The 19,224-nt window shown below is 51.9% G+C and carries 12 protein-coding genes; 5 read left to right on the top strand and 7 right to left on the bottom strand.

Annotated elements, in window-relative coordinates; all coding sequences use genetic code 11:
- Window positions 1-24: 24 nt before the first annotated feature.
- The 7 genes from ACN0YH_RS26140 to ACN0YH_RS26110 form a co-directional block, all read right to left on the bottom strand.
- Window positions 25-699 (bottom strand): thioredoxin-like domain-containing protein, encoded by a 675-nt coding sequence (locus tag ACN0YH_RS26140; protein ID WP_417382548.1) that lies wholly within the window; start codon window positions 697-699, stop codon window positions 25-27.
- A gap of 41 nt (window positions 700-740) precedes the next feature.
- A complete protein-coding gene (locus ACN0YH_RS26135) occupies window positions 741-2,606 on the bottom strand; it encodes a beta-propeller fold lactonase family protein (protein ID WP_417382547.1) in 1,866 nt (621 codons plus the stop codon).
- Between the two features lie 121 nt (window positions 2,607-2,727).
- Window positions 2,728-3,282, bottom strand: a complete 555-nt coding sequence (locus tag ACN0YH_RS26130) for a hypothetical protein (RefSeq protein WP_417382546.1) — start codon at window positions 3,280-3,282, stop codon at window positions 2,728-2,730.
- Window positions 3,283-3,487: 205 nt separating this feature from the next.
- Complete coding sequence (locus tag ACN0YH_RS26125; RefSeq protein ID WP_417382545.1) at window positions 3,488-6,280, bottom strand: PQQ-binding-like beta-propeller repeat protein; 2,793 nt, start codon at window positions 6,278-6,280, stop codon at window positions 3,488-3,490.
- 273 nt (window positions 6,281-6,553) lie between these two features.
- On the bottom strand, window positions 6,554-7,864 hold the full coding sequence (locus tag ACN0YH_RS26120; protein WP_417382544.1) for a DUF1501 domain-containing protein: 1,311 nt from the start codon (window positions 7,862-7,864) through the stop codon (window positions 6,554-6,556).
- Window positions 7,865-7,947: 83 nt separating this feature from the next.
- Window positions 7,948-9,927 (bottom strand): DUF1549 domain-containing protein, encoded by a 1,980-nt coding sequence (locus ACN0YH_RS26115; RefSeq protein WP_417382543.1) that lies wholly within the window; start codon window positions 9,925-9,927, stop codon window positions 7,948-7,950.
- A gap of 608 nt (window positions 9,928-10,535) precedes the next feature.
- Window positions 10,536-11,057 carry a hypothetical protein gene (locus ACN0YH_RS26110; RefSeq protein WP_417382542.1) on the bottom strand — a complete coding sequence of 174 codons (522 nt, stop codon included), beginning with the start codon at window positions 11,055-11,057 and terminating at the stop codon, window positions 10,536-10,538.
- Between the two features lie 146 nt (window positions 11,058-11,203).
- On the opposite strand from ACN0YH_RS26110, the gene ACN0YH_RS26105 reads away from it, so the two are divergent.
- The 5 genes from ACN0YH_RS26105 to ACN0YH_RS26085 all read left to right on the top strand — a co-directional run bounded on the left by ACN0YH_RS26105 (window position 11,204) and on the right by ACN0YH_RS26085 (window position 18,985).
- Window positions 11,204-13,252, top strand: a complete 2,049-nt coding sequence (locus ACN0YH_RS26105) for a GDSL-type esterase/lipase family protein (RefSeq protein WP_417382541.1) — start codon at window positions 11,204-11,206, stop codon at window positions 13,250-13,252.
- A 59-nt stretch (window positions 13,253-13,311) separates the two neighbouring features.
- A complete protein-coding gene (locus ACN0YH_RS26100; protein WP_417382540.1) occupies window positions 13,312-14,457 on the top strand; it encodes a hypothetical protein in 1,146 nt (381 codons plus the stop codon).
- Between the two features lie 318 nt (window positions 14,458-14,775).
- Window positions 14,776-15,159, top strand: coding sequence for a BlaI/MecI/CopY family transcriptional regulator (locus ACN0YH_RS26095; RefSeq protein ID WP_417382539.1), 384 nt, complete (start codon window positions 14,776-14,778; stop codon window positions 15,157-15,159).
- 3 nt (window positions 15,160-15,162) lie between these two features.
- Entirely contained in the window at window positions 15,163-17,193 is a 2,031-nt protein-coding gene (locus tag ACN0YH_RS26090) for a M56 family metallopeptidase (protein WP_417382538.1), read from the top strand.
- A gap of 367 nt (window positions 17,194-17,560) precedes the next feature.
- The gene (locus ACN0YH_RS26085; RefSeq protein ID WP_417382537.1) at window positions 17,561-18,985 is read left to right on the top strand and encodes a cytochrome B6; all 1,425 of its coding nucleotides are present in this window, start codon (window positions 17,561-17,563) and stop codon (window positions 18,983-18,985) included.
- Window positions 18,986-19,224 lie beyond the last annotated feature (239 nt).

Genomic DNA, 19,224 nt, shown 5'->3' with positions numbered 1-19,224 from the left:
CAGCAATCAGACAGGGACGCGTGATTATTCAGTCGGCTTTTGTGACTGCTGGAGCAATTCATCGATAAAAGGGATGATGTGTTCTTTGTAGTTGAACCCTTCCTGTCCATACGCGAGGGTTTCATTGTCGAAGCGTTTCTGCAGTTTTCCATCGGTGCCATAGACATAGGCTGCAGGAATTGATGCGAGATTGAGCGCCTTGTAAAGATCTTCGTCAGGCGTACTGGAAATCAGGTTGACGATATCTGCCTTCTGCTTTGTAAAGAATTCCATTAATTCGTCGCTGCTGGATTCCGGGGGAGAGTTTTTACTGCCGTCGTAGTTCAGGTTGAAGGAAACGCAGACGACTTTTTCCGGATATTTCTTCTGCAGCGCGACCAGGTGTGGGAACTCGCGTAGGCAGGGTTCGCACCAGCTCGACCAGAGATCAACGACAACGATTTTTCCGTCTTGACTGCCGATGAATTCCTGTAACTGTTCCCAGTTGGCAATTTGAGCGGTGATCCCTTCACGTTCAAAGGTGGGGGCACCGGGAATGGCGGGAGTGGCTTGTTTCTTTGCTGCTGGTTCTGCTTGCGAAGCATCTACTGTCTGAGCGGGGGCCTCCGGTTCTACCGGAGTATCAGCGGTACTGCCTTCCTGGCTACAGCCGAAGAATAAGAAGAGGGAACCGAGAATGCAGAGTGCTTTAGTTGACATGATTCAAAATTATCCAGGTGTTAGGTTTCAAACGCAGTATGTTATTTCGTGATTCTGACCAGACCGGCGGCTTTGGCCTGTGGTATCGGGTCTTCGTAGGGGAGTGCCTTCAGGAACTCTATCAGGTCGGCACGTTCCTGTTGGGAAAGCTGGCTGGTTTTGCCATGTTGATCATCATGGTTATAAGTGGTTAAGACTTCATCGAGTGTCTGTGCTTTGCCGTGAGACAGATAGGGAGCAGTGCGGTAGACGCCTAACAGTGTGGGGGTGTCATATTCGGGTCCCATTTTTTCACCCGGATTATCGACGGCGGTACCAACGTTGTGCCGCGTGATCGTTTCGGAGGGAACCGAATCAGTCAGGAAGGGACCTGAGTGGCAGGTGGCACACTGGGTCTGCTTTGAGAAAAACAGCTGGCGTCCGCGCTTTGCGGCGGGCGATAGACCTTGTTTTGCATACGGGCTGAGCGTGAAGTCGTGGGTATTGGAATAAGCGGCCATGGCATCGAGTGCCTGTGACAGGCCACTGTTCGGTTTATCCAGTGATTCATAAATTCTGCCGCGTGCAAGGCCTTTGCCTTGCATCAGCGGACCACGGATGGTGTGTTCGAAGTCCTGGACTTCATCGCGGTCTGCCGACCAGTGAATCGGGTGGGTCCAGGCCATGCCGGCCAATGACTGGGTGTTTCTCAGCCCTTCCGGGTTATGCCAGGTTTTACCATCGGATTGCCCGTCGGGATGACAGCTGGCACAGGAGATCCACAGGCGACTCGTCATGGGTTGCAGCGCCGTATAGAACAGTCGCTTGCCCAGCAGGACTTCCTCGCTTAAAGGGTTTTCAGTGACTTTGATCGTAGCCAGGCGACTGAGTGAGTGCGTGTCATAAGCGACGATTTCGAAGTCGAGTGCGTTGTAAACATAAAATGTATTTCCATCAGGAGAGACGCGTACACCGCGGGGGTTGGCACCGACATTGAGTGAGCCTCGGAAGGTGAGTTCGCGATAGTCGTCGTCAATCACATTGCTGACATAGAGATCATCGGTTCCGGCGAAGACGACAAAGAACGTTTTACCATCAGGTGTAATGGCAGTATCCCAGGGATTACAGGTGACGCGGGCACCACGGAACGAGTCCATAGGGATTTTACGACGTCGTTTTCCTTCGCCGGGTTTGGTATCGACGATGGAAATGATCGGGAAGATCGAACCGGCCCCGTGAGCGACAGTGATGCGTGAGCGAATATGGGGCAGATAAGCTTTGGCGCGACGGGGGTGCAGCGTGATTTGTCGCGAGAGGTTATCGGTACTGCCGCCGGGCCATTCATCGACGGTCTTTCCCGTTTTGACATCCACCTGGCGGACCAGGGCCGAATAGTATTCGGTCGTAAACAGGCTTTGGTTATCATTGGAGACGGCGATGCCTCTCAGATGCTTTCCGGATGAGAACTCGCGGACGACTTTTTTTGTCGCGGGGTCGATCTCAACAATGCGACCGGGATAGTCGAGCGTGACGAAAATATGTTTGCCGTCCGTTGTGGAGACGACGCCATAGGGTTCATCGAAAACTTTGGTCTCGCCGGTCTGTTTGCCGGTATCAGCGTTGAGGAAGACAATCCGGTCTTCATCATAGACGGCGGTGGCAACCTGATGGCTGTCTCCCACGAAGGTGACCCCTTCGGGGTGTTTACCGACTTTGATTTCGTGGAGTTTCTGATTGGTTTTCAAATCGACGATTGTGACTGAGCCACTGTCTCTGTTCGAGCAGGCCAGCAGTTTCCCATCGGTGGATATGTCAAGCAGGCTGTTTGACTGGCCGGCGGATGCAGACCGTATGAGAAAGACCAGGCTCGAAACCAGGATGATCGCCAGCAGTAGAGTGGAACGAACGGACCTGACACTGAGAGACATGCAAACCCCTTTTGGTAATGTGTAGATTCGTCTGGGACATTTCGGGCGGGAAGTAGAAACCCCGCTCACCGGTCAGGGTAAGCGGGGTCGATTCATACTTGAAAAGTAATCTCATCGATCGTTAGTTTAAGATCTTGGAAGTCTCTTTCACGATCTGATTGATTTTGTCCTTGGAAAGGTCACTTTTCTTGAAAGCGTGATTGACCTTCACCTGTCCATCGACCCACATCAGCACGGTGATGTCAGCGTCTTTGGAAATTTTGTAGGCAGAAGGACCAGCTTCGCCTTCGTAGTTGGTCAGCGGTGTGTTCTTGATTTTCTTGCTGTCAGCGACTTTTTTCAGTTCAGTGCTGGATTTGTCAGCATCGTCTGTCAGGTGCACGACGAAAGCAGCCATTTTCTGGTCCCGGTTTTGGCCGACCTTGGCATCGATTTGAGTGATCAGATCCTGAACGTTGTCATTCATATCCCGCGTGAAAATATTCACAACAGGTCGTTTGCCATAGCTGCAGCGATAGCAGAGGGATTTACCAGCGTTGGGGCCGGTACAATCATTGACTGTGTAAGGAGCTGGTTTTCCGCCAACTTCGATTCCAGATTTCAATTCGGCTGCTGAGCTGAATGAGCTGGCTGCAACGAACATCAACGCGACTGAAAGTGTAAGCAGTCTTTTCATTTATTTCTCCTCAAATTCCTATACGTGACAAAAGTGTTCTGCGGGATGCAGATGATACGTTAATACTAACGTATCGGTGAATTTTAAAATGTGTGAAACAGCAGTGCAAACCTAAGGGCCAAAAAATCTCGGGATACACGGCGACGTCACTTCATTGTTTCTTAACCTTTGAAATAGTCAACTTGCGATTTGAAAACTTTTTTAATCAGGGGCGTTCCCAGACTGCAGGCAGTTTTTTCGAAGCTTCCCCATAGGTCTGAGAGACGATAAAGCCGCTGGCCTGGGATGTATAAAAAATCCGGCCGTTGGAAACCACGGCTCCCAGACACTCGCGCGAGTCAATCGCGGGGCCGGTGGAAACCAGCTTGCCGTCGTCTGAGAGATCAATCATATCCATATTGGCGCCCAGAACATAAGGCTCTGAGAGAGTAAACCGGCAGCAGGCATAGTTATGGCCGATACTGTTCAGGACTTTGCCTGTTTTGTGATCAAACACATTGCCTTTACCGCGGAGTGCATTGGAAAAGATATAATCCTTGCCGACGGTGACGACATTCAAAGCCGATGTAACGGCGTCGGATTGCCAGACCAGGGAACCGTCTTTCGCGTCGAGACACCAGACAAATCGGTCCTGTGTGTCCTCATTCGCACGGTTATAACCGCCTATGTAAATTCGTCCGTCGCGGGCACTGAGCGTGCATTTGGACGTGACATAATATTTGTTGGTCAGCCAGATGACGTCCCCTGTTTTAGGGTCGAGGCAAGCGGTGATTCCGTTATTTTCGACGGGTAATCCGCGGCGTTTGCGCTGGCTGCTGGCATAGCCGAAGAAAGTAGAGTAATACAGTTTGCCGTCCAGAATGGCGATACCACAATCATTGCCGCCGCGACCATAGTCGGAAAAATCTTTCTCCCAGACGACTTTGCCTGTATCCAGATCCCAGGCCCAGATCCGTGGGCGGTGATCCCGGGGGTAGTAGGGATTGTCGTTGGAGTAAATCCAGCTCATCACTTCGCGTCCATCTTCTTTGACGGCCGGCTTACCTCCAAAGGTGAAGGCTTTCTCCGTCCCCTGAGCCGCATATTCACCGGAACCGGAGGCGTAGATGGCGATGTTGCCTGCGACGACAGGAGGAAACTGTCGACTCCAACTGGGAGAACCGGTGAAGGGGGCTTCCCAGAGTAGATCTCCTGTCGCAGCATCCAGACAGCGCATGACCGACTTCTTGATGCCAGCCTGGGGGATCAGCAGTTTACCATTGATGTAAAGCGGGGAAGTAAACGAGAGATAAACGTCGGGCCAATAGCGTCGCCAGAGCAAGCGGCCGGTATCCTGTTCGACAGCGATGATCTGTCCTTCCGCAGTATGCGTATAAAGACGACCGCCGCCACAGACGGGTAGATGTTTGACGGTACCTTCCAGGCGACGTGCCCACCGCATTCGCAGAGGTGGTTTCAACCCCTGGGCATTGGCGTTCGTGCCCCCGAAATCACCGTAGTTGGTGTACCAGTCGAATTCGGGTTTGGCGAGGGGGCCGGTGATGGGGTTTCGAATTTTCCAGATCGCCAGATCCTGCTGCGGCAGCGTAGTTTGCGTCTGGGGCTTGGAACCGTCGGCATTCAGGATGTAGAGGTAACCGTCTTCACAGGGAACATAGATTTTCTGATCGGCAATCGCGACGGACGCGGTTATGGGAGCGTTGAAGGCGGTCTTGAATTCGGTGGTCTTCTTATCGGAGAGCGAAACGACATACAGCACGCCGTCCAGACCGCCATAGATGATGTGGTTTTCAGTCAGGACCGGGGGGCAGACGGACGGAGCTTCACAGAGAACATCGGTTGTTTCAGAGTCGATTGTATGACGACATAAACCCAGGCCGGCTTCGGGACGAACGCGAAAGACATCGTTGCCGCGGATACTGACCGAGGCAAAGCCGAGCAGGCCGGGATCGCGGATGGAAGTTTGTGTGCCTTTGATATAATCCGCCTGGATTTTGTCGCCGTCCAGTCGCATGACTTCGACACGACCTGCGTTGTCGCGACGATGCCATTGAACGAAGACATTGCCGGCGGCATCAGCGCTTTGACCGAAGGTGGCGGGGAACTCAGAACCGGCATACTTGGGGATCTCTCCGACGACCTGTAGCTCTGGCGCTGCGCCCGTATCTTTCAGGAAGACCGTACGACCGCCGGCTGGTATTACGAGGGAATCACCGGCCAGACAGATATCACGAGAACAGACAAAGTGGTCCCGCCAGGTCACGCGATCTTTGCGGTGTTTCAACCAGTCCGCGCCGCTCCAGCGATTGCCATCGAAGTCGACGACTTCTTTGACAAAGTCCCAGGTCCAGGCGACTTCACCTGCGGGCTCAATGGCATAAACCTGGGCACCGAGGGTGGCGAAATAGACGCGGCCTTTGTTGACAAGTGGGGCAGAAAAGATCGGTTCCCGGCAGTCCAGTTCTTTAATGACGGCGCCCGATTTGAGATCGAATACATAATAGTAGCCGGCGGCGGTGCCGACGTGGAGGTAGTTGTCAATGATGGCGGGGGAGGCGACATTATTGCAGTTGCCTGGCCCCCCCTTGGTGGCGTGTTTCCAGATTACTTTACCGGTCTGCCCTTCGATTGCAAAGACGACGCCTGCGCCATCAATGACGAAGACGTTTCCCTGGCTGACGACGGGCGAAGTATAGATGCCATCAGTTAAGGGGACGGCTGCGGCCAGGGAGAGAGGGGGTTGAATTGAGATTGCAGCCGCATTGCCGGAACGCTGGCTGTCTCCTTTTAGCTGCAGCCAGTTGTCTTCGGCGTGCGCCAGGGAGCAACAGAGTGTCAGCGACAGGAAGACCAGAAACCATCGTGAGTAGCGCTGGGGCAGTCTCTTGTCAGACCTGGAATGACATGTTGCCTGGAAGTGTTCTGCATGCTTGTTGGCGTGCTTGCTTCGTGTTGAGCACCTGTGACTACAGGTTTGAGGGATCACTAGTATCATCATCGTCTTTCTCAGACTGCGGTTTTGAGGAAAAACTGGCGGGACTCAAGGTCGGATACTTAATTGATTTTGTGAATCATTGCTGCATGGGGTAGGACGTTCGAAATTCATATCAATGATTGCACATATTGATCATAGACGGCTCAAATTTAGGAGTCTACTATTTTCCGGGTTTTTCACAGAGAAGAACAAATATTTATTAAGGATGCTAAAAATAAAAAAACGGCTTCCTCTGCAGGAAGCCGTTCTGAATGATGCAGTGAAAACTTTTCGGATTTAGAACAGTCTGGTGACTGCTTCCCCATCGTGGGCGACTTTGAAAGGTCGACCATCGGGAGAGAAGATTTCCTTGTCCAGAGGCAGGTTCAAAGCGGATGCGATCGTGGCATTGAAGTCGGCTGGCAGTACGCCGTCTGCCTCGACGCTCTGTCCACCCTTGTCAGACTTGCCGTAGAACTGGCCACCCTTGATACCGCCACCCATTAAAGCGGCTGAGAAGACGCCTGGGTGGTGGTCGCGACCGCCGTTCTGATTAATCACGGGAGTACGACCGAATTCTGTGGTGAGTACCACCATGGTTTCCTCCAGCAGGCCACGATCAGACAGGTCTTTTAAGAGGTTGCCGAGCGCCTTGTCCAGAATACCGGTTCGAGTGGGAAGAATCCCGTCGTCGTAAATGTCACGGTGCATGTCCCAGCCACCAAAGTTGACTTCGACACAGCGGACATTGTTCTCAACCAGGCGACGTGCCAGCATACATCCCTGACCGAACGAGTTGCGGCCGTATTTATCACGGTCTTCCGCTTTTTCTTCATTCAGGTCGAAGGCTTTCAGCTCATCACTGGAAAGCAGGCTGGTAGCCTGTGAATAAAAGTCCGTGTAAGCCAGGACGTTTTGATTCTTGAATTTGGTCTGAAACTTTTTGTCGAATTTATTGATCAGATCAATACGTTTTTCAAAGGTGTTTTCAGACAGGTAGCCAGGGGTATCTGTATTCTCCAGCCCCCGATTGGGGTCGCCAATCGGCAGCGGGCTGTAAGAAGGGTCCAGAAATCCTGAACTCGGGTGTCGGGCGGGCGCACTGATGAGAACGGTGTCGGGCAGATTTTTATTCTGACGTCCGCGGAAACGCTGAATCCACGGCCCCATGGAGGGGTGCCGGGTCGAAGCGATTTCTTTGTAGCTGGTCCGCATCATGTATTCACCAGGGCCATGTGCGCCGGTTTCGGTATACATGGAATTGATGATGGCCATCTTGTCAAATTCTTCTGCCAGTGTAGGAAGATGCTCACTGATCTGAGCTCCGGGGACGCTGGTTTTAATGCCTTTGGTTTCACCCTGGTTCTTATGACCCGGTTTGAGGTCGAACGTATCGAGGTGTGTCATGGCGCCTGCCATATACAGGTAAATCAGGCGTTTGGCTTTACCGTTGACGGGCTTGCCTTTCGGACCTTTGTTTTTAGTAGGAGCCGCTTCCAGCATGTTGTTGAAGACAGGCAGAACACTGACACCCAAAGCGGATTTGGCAGCATATTCCAGAAACTGCCGGCGACCCACTCCATCGAGTTTTTTATAGATTTCTCTCATCGGTATGCCTTTTATATTGATTTGGATTATTTGAAATTTGAATGAACGGCTCCCGCCATTCGACGGAGGGAGCCGGAGTGGTGTTATTGAATAAACAGGAACTCACGTGTATTCACGAGTGACCAGATCACGTTTCCGTAACCCGCCGGTCCATTCGTTTCGATTTCACTCATGGCAATCTTTGCTTCATCCACGTCGGGACGACGGTTGAGGATGGTCATGAAAATGACATCGACGCCATCTTTAATGGTTTTCTGCTCAATGACGTTGTTGTAGATCGTGGATCCTTTTTCCAGCATCATATGCGTGACCGGCCCATTAAACATGAACAGCACCTGTGGCACGGAGCCCGTGTCGGAGGAAGCCGAGATCAACTCACGGTCAGACTGGCCGAACGTACGCAGGAAGTGGCTGGGTGGTACTGGCGAGGGAAGTTCAGAAGCACGTGCCAGCAACTGGCCTTTGTACTTGTATTTCTTCTCACGTTTGTATCGCGTGCGGTCGATTTCTTCCCGTTTCATTTCGTCTGCATCCAGAACCTCCTGAGCGGTGGCTTTGTTGAGGTCGACCGAAATGATTTTGGTTTCCATTTCTGCAGGCAGTTCCCGGTATTCTTCGGGATCAACGACTGCGATCGTGAGGAAGGAATCCCAGGCCTGCTCGGCGGTCATGCGACGCAGAACCGGACCGGGGAAGTGGTAGAATTCACTCAGCGGGACATCCTTGGTAGAGGCCTGTCGCTGGTAGGTCTGGGTGTTAAACAGAATACGCAGGTATTCCTTCATATCGAAATTCAGACGTTTCATTTCTGATTCCAGATATTTCATCAGTTCTGGGTTTTCTGCGACGGTACTGTCCATCATATCGTCGACAGGTTCGATCTGACCCCGGCCAAAGACCTGCGTCCAGAGACGATTGGCAATGGTGAGAGCAAATCGAGGGTTGTCCTCCGAAACCATCCAGCGGGCGAATGCCTGGCGAGGGGTTTCCCCTTTGCGGATGTCAGCTGGTTTGCCGAAGATTGTTTTGGGGGCGACAACCGATTTGGGTTTAGCGTCTGTGTAAGCGTAGTCGTGCGGCAGTTGAATCTTTCGGTTATTGTCGTGCACGACCATCATGTTCACGCGGATCATGCGATTGAATCGACCCTGTTTACGGCGTCGGTCTTTTTCATCCTGGTCCAGTTCTGCGAACTCTTTGCGCAGACGGCTGTTGGGGTCCTGACCGGTATAGAAGCGTTTGTCACGTCCATTGGCGCGGGTTGAGGAACCGAACGTGAAGGCCGCCATTTCGTAGAATTCTTTCTGCTTCCAGCGATCAAAGGGATGATCGTGGCATTGCGCACAGCCGATGCGGGTACCCAGGAAAATACGCACGGTATTATTCATGTTGTCCAGAGGCATGCCGGAATCACGCTGCATGTAACCGGTGGCGGGGTTCTCCCAGATCAGGCCTTCCGCGGTGATCATTTCATCGACCATTTTGTCCCAGGGCTTGTTCTCTGCCAGGGACTGTTTGATCCACTGACGATAGGGGGAGCCATCGACGTTGTTATTCAGTCGGTCGGTGTACCGTAATACGTCGGCCCAGTAATTGTAAAAGTGGCTGGCGTAACCATCACTGTTCAACAGGCGGTCGATCAGCATCTTGCGTTTGTCGGGGTGACGAGATGCCAGGAAGTATTTTGTTTCCCGATAAGTGGGAATCGTGCCGGTAACGTCTAGATAGATGCGACGCAGAAACTGCTCGTCCGTCGTCATCGGATTGGGTTCTACTTTGTATTTACGATAGTTGGCTTCGACCAGCTTGTCGATTTTTTCTGCCGATTTGATGGCTGTTGAAAGTTTGGTTGTACTGACCGGTTTGGATTTGACTGTGAATCGTGGGGCGAGCGGTTCTGCTTTTTTCGGTGCGGCTTTCTTCGCGGCGGATTTTCGTCGGGGGGCTGCCTCGGAATCGGGCAGGCTGGTGAAGACAATTAACGCGAAGACGGCGAGACAACAACTGCTTAGCTTCCAGTGCCGCTTGAGAAGACTGCGGCAACCGATTTTTGTTCCTGACATGCAATAACTCCCAGAGTCGTTCCTTGAATTGTTCAGAGATGACAGAATGCCAGACTGCAAGTGAAGTCTCAGTCTGGACCTGTATTCAATATTCTATACAAAACAGATCAAGAAAAACTAATGCAAAGCGGATTAATTTTGTCTTAACATGCAGGAATATCCGCTCAGTTAAGGGTACAAAAAGTTACTGTCTTCAGTCGGGTTTTTGTGTCATTTCTGTGGCGAATTCCTGATTTGAAAATGGAGCGGAAACGACAAACAGGAAACTGCAAAAGCACACCACGGGAATGGGTACAAAGCATTGCAGGTGAAATGGTCAGGGCATGCCGGATACTTTACTGTAAATAACCTGTTTTTGCAGGACCAGACAGTACAACCGTTAGTTCCGGATATCATCCACAGAGACCACAGGCACACCGGCGGCTTGCAAACGGGTCATCACTTCGAGAGCAACTTCGGAATCTTTTATCACTGTGTAACATCTGCTTTCCCGATGAAAGACCAGACACTTGGAAATGTCGGAATTATCCGTCTCTGAGGAGACCAGCAAAAATTCATCAGCGTCCTTTGCCTGGAAATCCGCAAGGTCAGCCAGGCAGTAGTTCCATTTAATTCTGCTTTTGCTTTATTCTCTTAAATGGTGGATCCAGTGGCTCCGCCTTTCCGTATTTGAATTTTGACTTGGGATCTGCCAGAGCCTGTGTCCAGAGTGCGTGCAATTTGGCTCGCTCCGAAAGTTGATACCGCACTTTCCCCGAAGCCGGGATTTCTGCAGTCAATCCATACCAGGCACTCAGAGACCGTTCCGCTTTATCTTCCGAGGCAGGCGGTCCCCAATGCATTAACAGTATGACATGGCAGAGGACAAATCGGTCTTTATGTTTGAGGTTTTTCAACAACCAGTTGATATCGTCGGCTGACAGCTTTTTAGCAAACTGTTCTGCGCGGCGGGAGATACGGGGAAACATACCGAAAAAGTTACCCTCAAATCTCACGTCAGAATTATCCAGAGCGGGTTCGGGTGGTTTCAGTTCCGACGTTGGTTTCTCGCCGCCCTGGGCTATTACTGTTATGATCGAAATCAGAAGGATCAGCAGTAAAATGGAAATGGCTGGAAATCGTCTGCGCATGATCGTCTCTCATCTGGAATGAGATTTTCCGTTTGTCGGCATTTTTTTCTCAACAGCAGACAAACAAAATGGAACGCGGTACAATGCAGGTCGGTTTTATTGTAACAGCGTGATCCTCATCCAGGCAGCTCAATTGGAGGTTTTTTGTGAACAGTCCTCATCGAATTAACGGTCGGTTTTCCTTTTCTGCATTTAAAGTCAACAGATCCAGATGTGTATGTGCTGTCCTGACAGTGGGAGTCCTGTTACTGTCGGGAATCACGTTTGCTGCCGATCCCGATGCTGCGGCAAATTGGAAGTACCAGCCTGAGTTGTTGCAGCCGTTCTGGCAGGGGGATACGGTGCGGGGGGAATCGGTGCTGTTTATTAAAGATCCACAAACCGGAGAAGCAAAAGCATCCGTGCTGTTTCCCGTTGGCAAAGTTCTGAAGGTGACCAATTCCGCGGGGACGGTTACGTATGAAGCAGGCCGCGACTATCGCTGGAAACCGGGGACACATGAAATTATTCTGCCCGCCGATTCAAGAATCAATTCTCAGACACCGGCTGACCTGCGTCGTCCTGATGATTCACAGCGACATAAACTGACACACCGGGACGGGAATGGCGAGATCTTCTTTGGAGGAAAACTTGAATATCACAACATGCAGACCTGCGTCACCTACACTCATCATGCACCAGTCGACTGGCAGAAAATCGTACCGACCTTTGATGAAAAAATGCTGCCGCGCACGATAAGCAAGCTGCGCCAAAACAAACCGGTTTCCATCGTATTAATGGGGGACAGTATCTCCACCGGCTGTAATGCCTCTGGCTGGGCAGGGGCGGCGCCGTTTCAGCCGGCATTTCTGGAACTGCTGCAGCAGCACCTGGAACATCTGTATAAGACAAAAGTCAATGTGACGAATCCTTCGGTGGGAGGCAAAGACACACGCTGGGCGTTGACGGAAGTGGATCAGGTGGTGGAACCGAAGCCCGATCTGGTGATCATCGCGTTTGGCATGAATGATTCCGCGGGTCGCTCTGCAAAAGAATATCAGGCCAATACGAAAGCCCTGATGGAAGAGGTTCGTAAGAAACTGCCGGAAACCGAATTCATTCTGGTCGCCCCCATGCTGGGTAACAAGGACTGGGTGCGGCTCAAGCATGAACTGTTTCCCCAGTACCGTGATGCATTGGCGGAACTCTGCAAACCGGGAGTCGCGCTGGCCGATATGACTTCGATCTGGACGGAGTTTCTCAAGGAGAAGCAGGACTGGGATCTGACCGGTAACGGGGTGAACCATCCAAATGATTTCGGACATCGCGTTTACGCACAGGTCTTGTCCGCATTGCTCGTTCCACCAACAGTTTCTGTTTCGACAGTCGCTGAGAGTCCTGCTCCTGAAGAGTTGATGTTGTGGAACGGTCATGCACCGATTGACAAGGAGCACTTCAAAAAAGAAGACACCAAAATCACCGTGCACCGACCGGCGAAAGGGAACGGTGCCGCGATTGTAATTTGTCCGGGCGGCGGTTATCAGCGACTGGTGACCGGCGGAGAAGGGCACGGCATTGCCAAGTGGCTCAATCAGCACGGGATTACCGGCATCGTGCTGGAATACCGGATGCCCCACGGTCGCACGTATGTGCCTTTAATGGATGCGCAACGGGCGATTCGTATGGTACGAGCGAACGCCAAACGCTGGGACATCGATCCCGATCGGATCGGCATCATGGGCTTTTCCGCCGGCGGTCATCTGGCTTCCACAGCGGCGACCCATTTTGACAAGGGGAATCCCCAGGCGAAAGAACTCATCGATCGTGAAAGCAGTCGTCCCGATTTTGCCATCCTGGTCTATCCCGTCGTGACAATGGGAGAAAGTACGCATGGGGGCTCGCGTAAAAACCTGCTGGGAACCAATCCGACGCCGGAACTGGTGAAACTGTTCTCCAACGAAAAGCAGGTGACCAAACAGACGCCGCCGATCTTCCTGGCGCATGCCGTCGACGATAAACCCGTGCCCATCAAAAACAGCCAGGATCTGTACGCTGCTTTGCAGTCGCAGAAGATTCCTTCCAAGCTGCTGGAACTTCCTTCCGGCGGTCACGGACTGAACGGCTACAAAGGCCCGATGTGGGACGCCTGGCAGAAGCAGTCACTGGAATGGCTGGCGAAACTGAAAATCATTCCCGAGCAGGATGCGAAAGATTGAAGAATGCTGAATTAAAGCAGTTGGACTTAGTTTCTCATTGAGTCACCAGGAGAATCATTGTGCTGTTACAGAAAAATCTGAAGAGAAATTCCTTATCACTCTCCCTTCTGATACTGATCACAGTCAACGCATTCTACGTCTCTGCCATTCGAGCGGAACCAGATAAGCAACTGGCGCAGAGCGAGTCGAAGGAAACTGCATCCGGGAAACTGCAGATCGAGACGTTGCAGGATTTGATTCGCGCGATCGAACGCAATGAGAAGTTCTATGTAGACCAGCAGCTCAAGATGACACGCGTTTACGAGGATTATCCCAAAGCGGCCGACCCGGATCAGCAGATTCGAAAACAGTGGGACTATTCACTCACTCTGCAGGGACAGAAATTTCGACTGGAAAAGAAATCCAAAGGGCGTTTAAAAGTGGGATATATCGGGGCAGTCAAAATCCCGAAGAACGGTCCTAAAAGCAGATACAGTGAGTCGGAATCGCTTCTGGTATTTGACGGAACCACGTTTCGCAGTCTGCGGAAGCAACTTATAGAGACTCCAGAGAACGCGAAACAAAATCAAGCTCAGAACAAGGGGCAGGTTTCGGATGAGCACCCGAGCCTGACGAACCTGGCCCGACCGCATATGTATCTGCTCAGTAGTGGGGCACCCAAGGTTCCTCTCTCCATATATATGAAAGGGAGTCAGGCGGTATTGGCATACCCGAACCCCTCGTATGTTGCTCCCGGTTCGAAAATTGAAACTCAGCTATTAGAAGATCGTGAGTTTCAGGGGCTCAAATGTAAGAGAGTGCTGATCGATGTCATTCTCTCCAACGGAACCCGCCATAACGGCTGGGAACTCTGGCTGGCTGTGGACAGAAATCTGCTGCCTGTGCGGAATTTGAGTTATACGTACCGCTGGTCAAAAGAGTCGCCTATTGCGGAATCGACGGTCGATGATTGGCGCGAAGTCCAACCCGGAGTCTGGTTACCCATCAGGTTTCACACCGACCGATACAATTCATTTATGATGAAATGGGAAGGGAAACAGCAGCTTTCCTGGCGGGCAAATTTCCATATCACCAGCATCTCACTTGACCTGCAGCAACTGCCTGAAGACGTTTTCACGAAACTGGAATTCCCGTCAGGAACTAAGGTCTTCCTCAAGGAAGATGGAACGGTCACCGAACTCAAAGAAGATGAGAAGAAACCTTGAAAGTGGTGTTCGTGAGAACGTCAGGGGCACATTCATTTTCTCAACTCGGATTCGAGCCAGGGTAAAGTGAAGTCTCGTTTGGCCTGTAAGTGCAAGCTATCTGGGAGTGTGACTTGACGCGAACCGAGGCACCAAAAATTGCAGCAGAAGATGTTGATTTCAGACGAGACTCACGGTGCAGAGACACAAGACAGAATCTCGTAGCCATCATAGCTCTGTACCTCATTCGCTAATAAATTAGCTTTTCGTATTGACAGTCCCCCGGGAAACGCTAATAATTTAGCGTATCAGTTTTGAAGTGTATACAGGGAACGGGAAATGTCACAGCACATCGAGCTCAGCAGGCGGGAACGCCAGATCATGGATTCGATTTATTCGCGCGGGGAAGCGACCGTGCTCGAGATCCAGAGTGATCTGCCCAACCCGCCGACGCCGACCGCGATTCGCACCATGCTCCGTATTCTGATGGAAAAGTCCATCGTGAGTCGGCATAAGCGGGGACGCGAGTTTGTGTATTCCCCGACGTCGCCAAGGCGGCCCGAAGGGACAAAAGCGTTGAAGCATGTGGTTCAGACCTTCTTTGATGGTTCGTTCAAACAGGCTTTAGCGGCGCAACTGACCAGTGACGACGATACACTGACCGACGACGAATTACGTGAGATGGTCAAACTAATCAAAGCAGCGCGAGAAAAGGGAAATTAAGCGATGGACATGAAATTGAATTTCATTGCGTTGGTCGGGCAGCCCGATTTTCTGCTGGACCTGCTGATTAAGTCGACGGTCATTCTGGTGACTGCTGTCATCATCACGCGCCTGCTGCAACATGCGAGCGCGTCCGTGCGGCACTCTGTCTGGAACTTTGCACTCCTTGCGGTACTTGCTTTACCTGTGTTCAATGCCAGTCTGCCGAAATGGACGAGGGAAGCTCCTTGCCGGCAGCAGGTGAATGTTGTAAACCCTGTCAAAACAATGCCGACAGAGGTGCCTGTAATGAACAAGGCACTCTCAACGCCCGTAAGTCTTTCAGCCAGCGAACCACGGGGATTGACTGATGCGGCATACGCGGATCAGAACAATGTTCAAAACCGTAGTTTCGATTCATCATCAACTTTCCTGTCGCAGGCAATGCAGGGGTTGAGCCAGATCTGGATATTGGGAGTGGCGTTGATGCTTCTGCGACTGGTGGTGATGTCGCTTCGACTCTGGTCTGTCCGTGGGCAGTGTGAAATGGTTTCGGAAGGACGCCTGTTTGAACTGCTGCAGACCTGCCGCGAAGCGCTGGGGTGTTCTCAAGCTGTGAGCTTATACGTGAAAGAAGAATGGACGATGCCGATGACGTGGGGCATGTTGCGTGCTTCAATCCTGCTGCCACGCGAGGCAGAGCAGTGGTCGGATGAGGAAATCCGTGTTGCGCTGCTGCATGAGCTGGCGCATGTTTCCCGTCGCGATTGCCTGCTGCAACTGTTTGTGCAACTGACTTGCGCGGTCTACTGGTTCAACCCGCTGGTCTGGTTCGCCGCCCGCTCTGTGCATTTCGAACGGGAATGTGCCTGTGATGATATCGTTTTAGAAAATGGAACCCGGGCGTCTGACTACGCCGACCAGTTGCTGCAGGTGGTCTCGCGTATTCAGGCAGGTCGCAGGATGAAGTACCTGGCTGTCTCGATGGCATCGCGCAACGGGTTTACCGAGCGACTGCAGGCGATTCTACTGGAAACTCAGGATCGACGTCCGGTCCGCGTGCGGACGATGGTTGCATTGGCGATGACCTTCATCTGTCTGACCGGTGTGCTGGGAGTCTTGCAGGTGGCGTTCAGCGGAACGGCCTGGGCACAACAGACCGAGACCACTCAAAGTGGCGAGCAGGAGTCTCGGGCGGAGTCGCTCAGGCAATCTTCGCAGGCCAATCCGCCAGGAAAACAAGACGAGAAGATCTCCGTACCTGCAAAGCCGACTTCTGCAACGCCTCTGAATGCACAGGTTCCACAACTGCATCAGCGACAGTCCCGCCAGGAGTCACTGCCCGCAGCGCCAAAACGAAATGAATTGAAGTCGATTCCCGTCGCTCCTACTCAGGAACCTTTTAAAAATGGCGATCGTCCTGATCTGGTTCAGAATTTAAACCGGCCAGCAGTACGCTCATTGAATGTTGTGTTTGCCCATGATCCGGGAATTGGAAATTACGATGGCATTGTCGGGCGTCCCAGTGATGTCTGGAATTCGGTCGATATTGGTACGACCGCCGTCGACTACATGCGATATAGCGACGCGACTCCCAGCACGGCGCGGTTGCGTGTGACACGTCATGATGGTGAGTGGGGTATTCAAGGGCAAAGCGGGATTTTTCAGGGCTATATTTATCACAACTGTCGCTGTGTGGACCTGGAAACAAAAGTGCTGGACCTCCCGGCGGGTAAGTACAAAATCTATGTCTTTGCCCATGGCGATGCGCCGGATCAAAATGCGGAGATCGAACTGAAAGTCGGCCCGCGAGTGATCGGTAAAAAAGCGACCGCCAACGATGGCACCTGGAATTATCGCACGCAGCCTTACCGTGAAGGTCTGCAGTATGTGAGTTTTAACTTCAGAAAGCGGGCGGGGGAAGAGGTGACGCTCATCAGCCATCGCGGCCCCAGCGGTTATTCCATGTTCAACGCCATTCAGATTGTCCCACTGACGGAAGCAGGGAAACAATCACTGACGCTCCCCGCTCCGGCTCCATTGAAGCTCAGATAACTATTTTGTTTTCTGTTCGCGCGAACTGCGCAGCGCTGGCTTGAAAACAGCCACACTGCTCGGAAATCTTCCGCATCGGGGATTCCCCTATCGTTCCAGAGGTAATATTCGCTGTCTGGCCTGCGAATTATTTTCATACAATAGCATGCTGCAGATGGCTGTGTCTGCTGTTTCCGGTGCGCCCTCTCTCAGTTTGGCATACCATCTGCTCTTACCTCAAGCTGCCACGACAGTAAAACGATTGTCTCTGCTTGAGGAATTCTCGGGTCAGTCAGCTCTGCGCCCGTTGGTTCAACTTACCGAACGGGGAGGGGCGATTGTGGAATCAGCATTAACAGATAAATCGCCAGGAAAAAGGAACAAAACAATGCGACGTACTCGATTGAGTAGACTATTGATGCTCAGTTTGATCACCGGGGTGCTGGTCACCTCTTTTGCACCCGCGCTCAAGTCACAGGAAGCAGACAAGGCAAAGCCGAAACTGCCCGACCAGACTTATATGCCTGTTGTTAAAGACAAACCGTTTGAAGAGGTCATGCAGGCCGATGTTGCGGCGAAACCGGAAGTAATGCAGAAGCAGGAAGACCTGTACCAGCAGCGATATGACATGAGTGATCAACCTGCTGATGTAAAAATGTCAGCGGGTCGTAAAGCGGTTCAGGAGGGGGTGCGGGTTAAACTGCCGGAAGGCGTTACCTGGGAACAGCTCTCCGCGGCCACTCCTGAACGCATCAAAGAGACCAATACCTTTCCGTTTGGCTTTCGTCCTTTACCTCATGTGAAACATCCCGTGGGGGGGCAGGTCTTTCCCAAGCAGCAGATTGATGCGATTCAGAAGCTGGAAAGCCGCGACCTGTCACGATTTGATGTCGACTTCGATCTGCCCGATCACCTGACACCCGAATTTCCACCACCGATCTTCCTTTCCAGCCGTCCCGATCTGGGTGACGTCTCACAGGGACAGGTGCTGTCAATTAAGAATTATTACAAGCTGCTGAAAGGGAAAGTGACTCCCGTGCAGATGGAAGGGATGCGGCTGTTGCTGACCCCATTCCCGCAACAGCAGTTTAACCAGACGGAAGACCGCAAAGTGAAAGAGGCGAGTCTGGGAGTAACCTGTCTGGACTGTCATGTGAATGGTCATACCAATGCAGCCTTTCATTTAAATCCCGATACCCGTCCGCAGGAAGCCCGTTTTCGCCTGGATACCGTCAGTCTGCGAGGGATGTTCAATCAGCAGATTCATGGTTCCAAACGGTCACTGCGGAGTGTGGAAGACTTTTCCGAGTTCGAACAGCGGACCGCCTATTTCGATGGCGATCATGTGATCGCAGCCAAAAAGGGCGTACATCTTCCCGATCGCAGTGACGCCGTTGCGATGATGGCACAGATGCAGAATATGTTTGATTTTCCTCCCGCTCCTAAACTGGATGTCTTCGGGAAATTGATTCCTGAAAAAGCGAGCGAATTGGAATTACAGGGTCAGGAAGTCTTCTTTGGAAAAGGGCGATGTGCCGAATGCCATCCGGCGCCTTTTTACCTCGACGACAAAATGCATGACCTGCATCTGGAACGATTCTACACACCGGAAATGATTGCCGGTCAGTACAACATGGCCGATGGTCCGATTAAGACCTTTACGCTGCGGGGCATTAAAGATTCGCCTCCGTATCACCATGATGGCCGACTGTTGACGCTGGCGGATACCGTGGAATTTTATAACCTCGTTCTGCAGACCGATCTGACGGAACAGGAAAAGCAGGCCCTGGTTGCCTTTCTGAAGTGCTTATAACGGAAGTGGCCGGAACGGATCTGAACAAATTCGTTCCGCTGGCTGGGGCCTTCTGTTCAGACCCGGGAAGCAGACTTATCTGTTTTTCGGGTTCTTTTTTTAATAAAGGTGTCAGGAACGAATGGCACTGCCTGTTGTGGTGAAAGAGTTTGCGTTCATATGATGGCCCTTCGTTGTTGATGGTAATGGTATCTCGGTTGCTTCAGCAAAGCCAGCGCTTTGGTTCGCCGTTTATTGGC

The organism is Gimesia sp. (assembly GCF_048262075.1).
Classification (GTDB): Bacteria; Planctomycetota; Planctomycetia; order Planctomycetales; family Planctomycetaceae; genus Gimesia.
The sequence above is the reverse complement of the archived record's forward strand: the minus strand, read 5'-3'. Positions and strand labels throughout refer to the sequence as shown.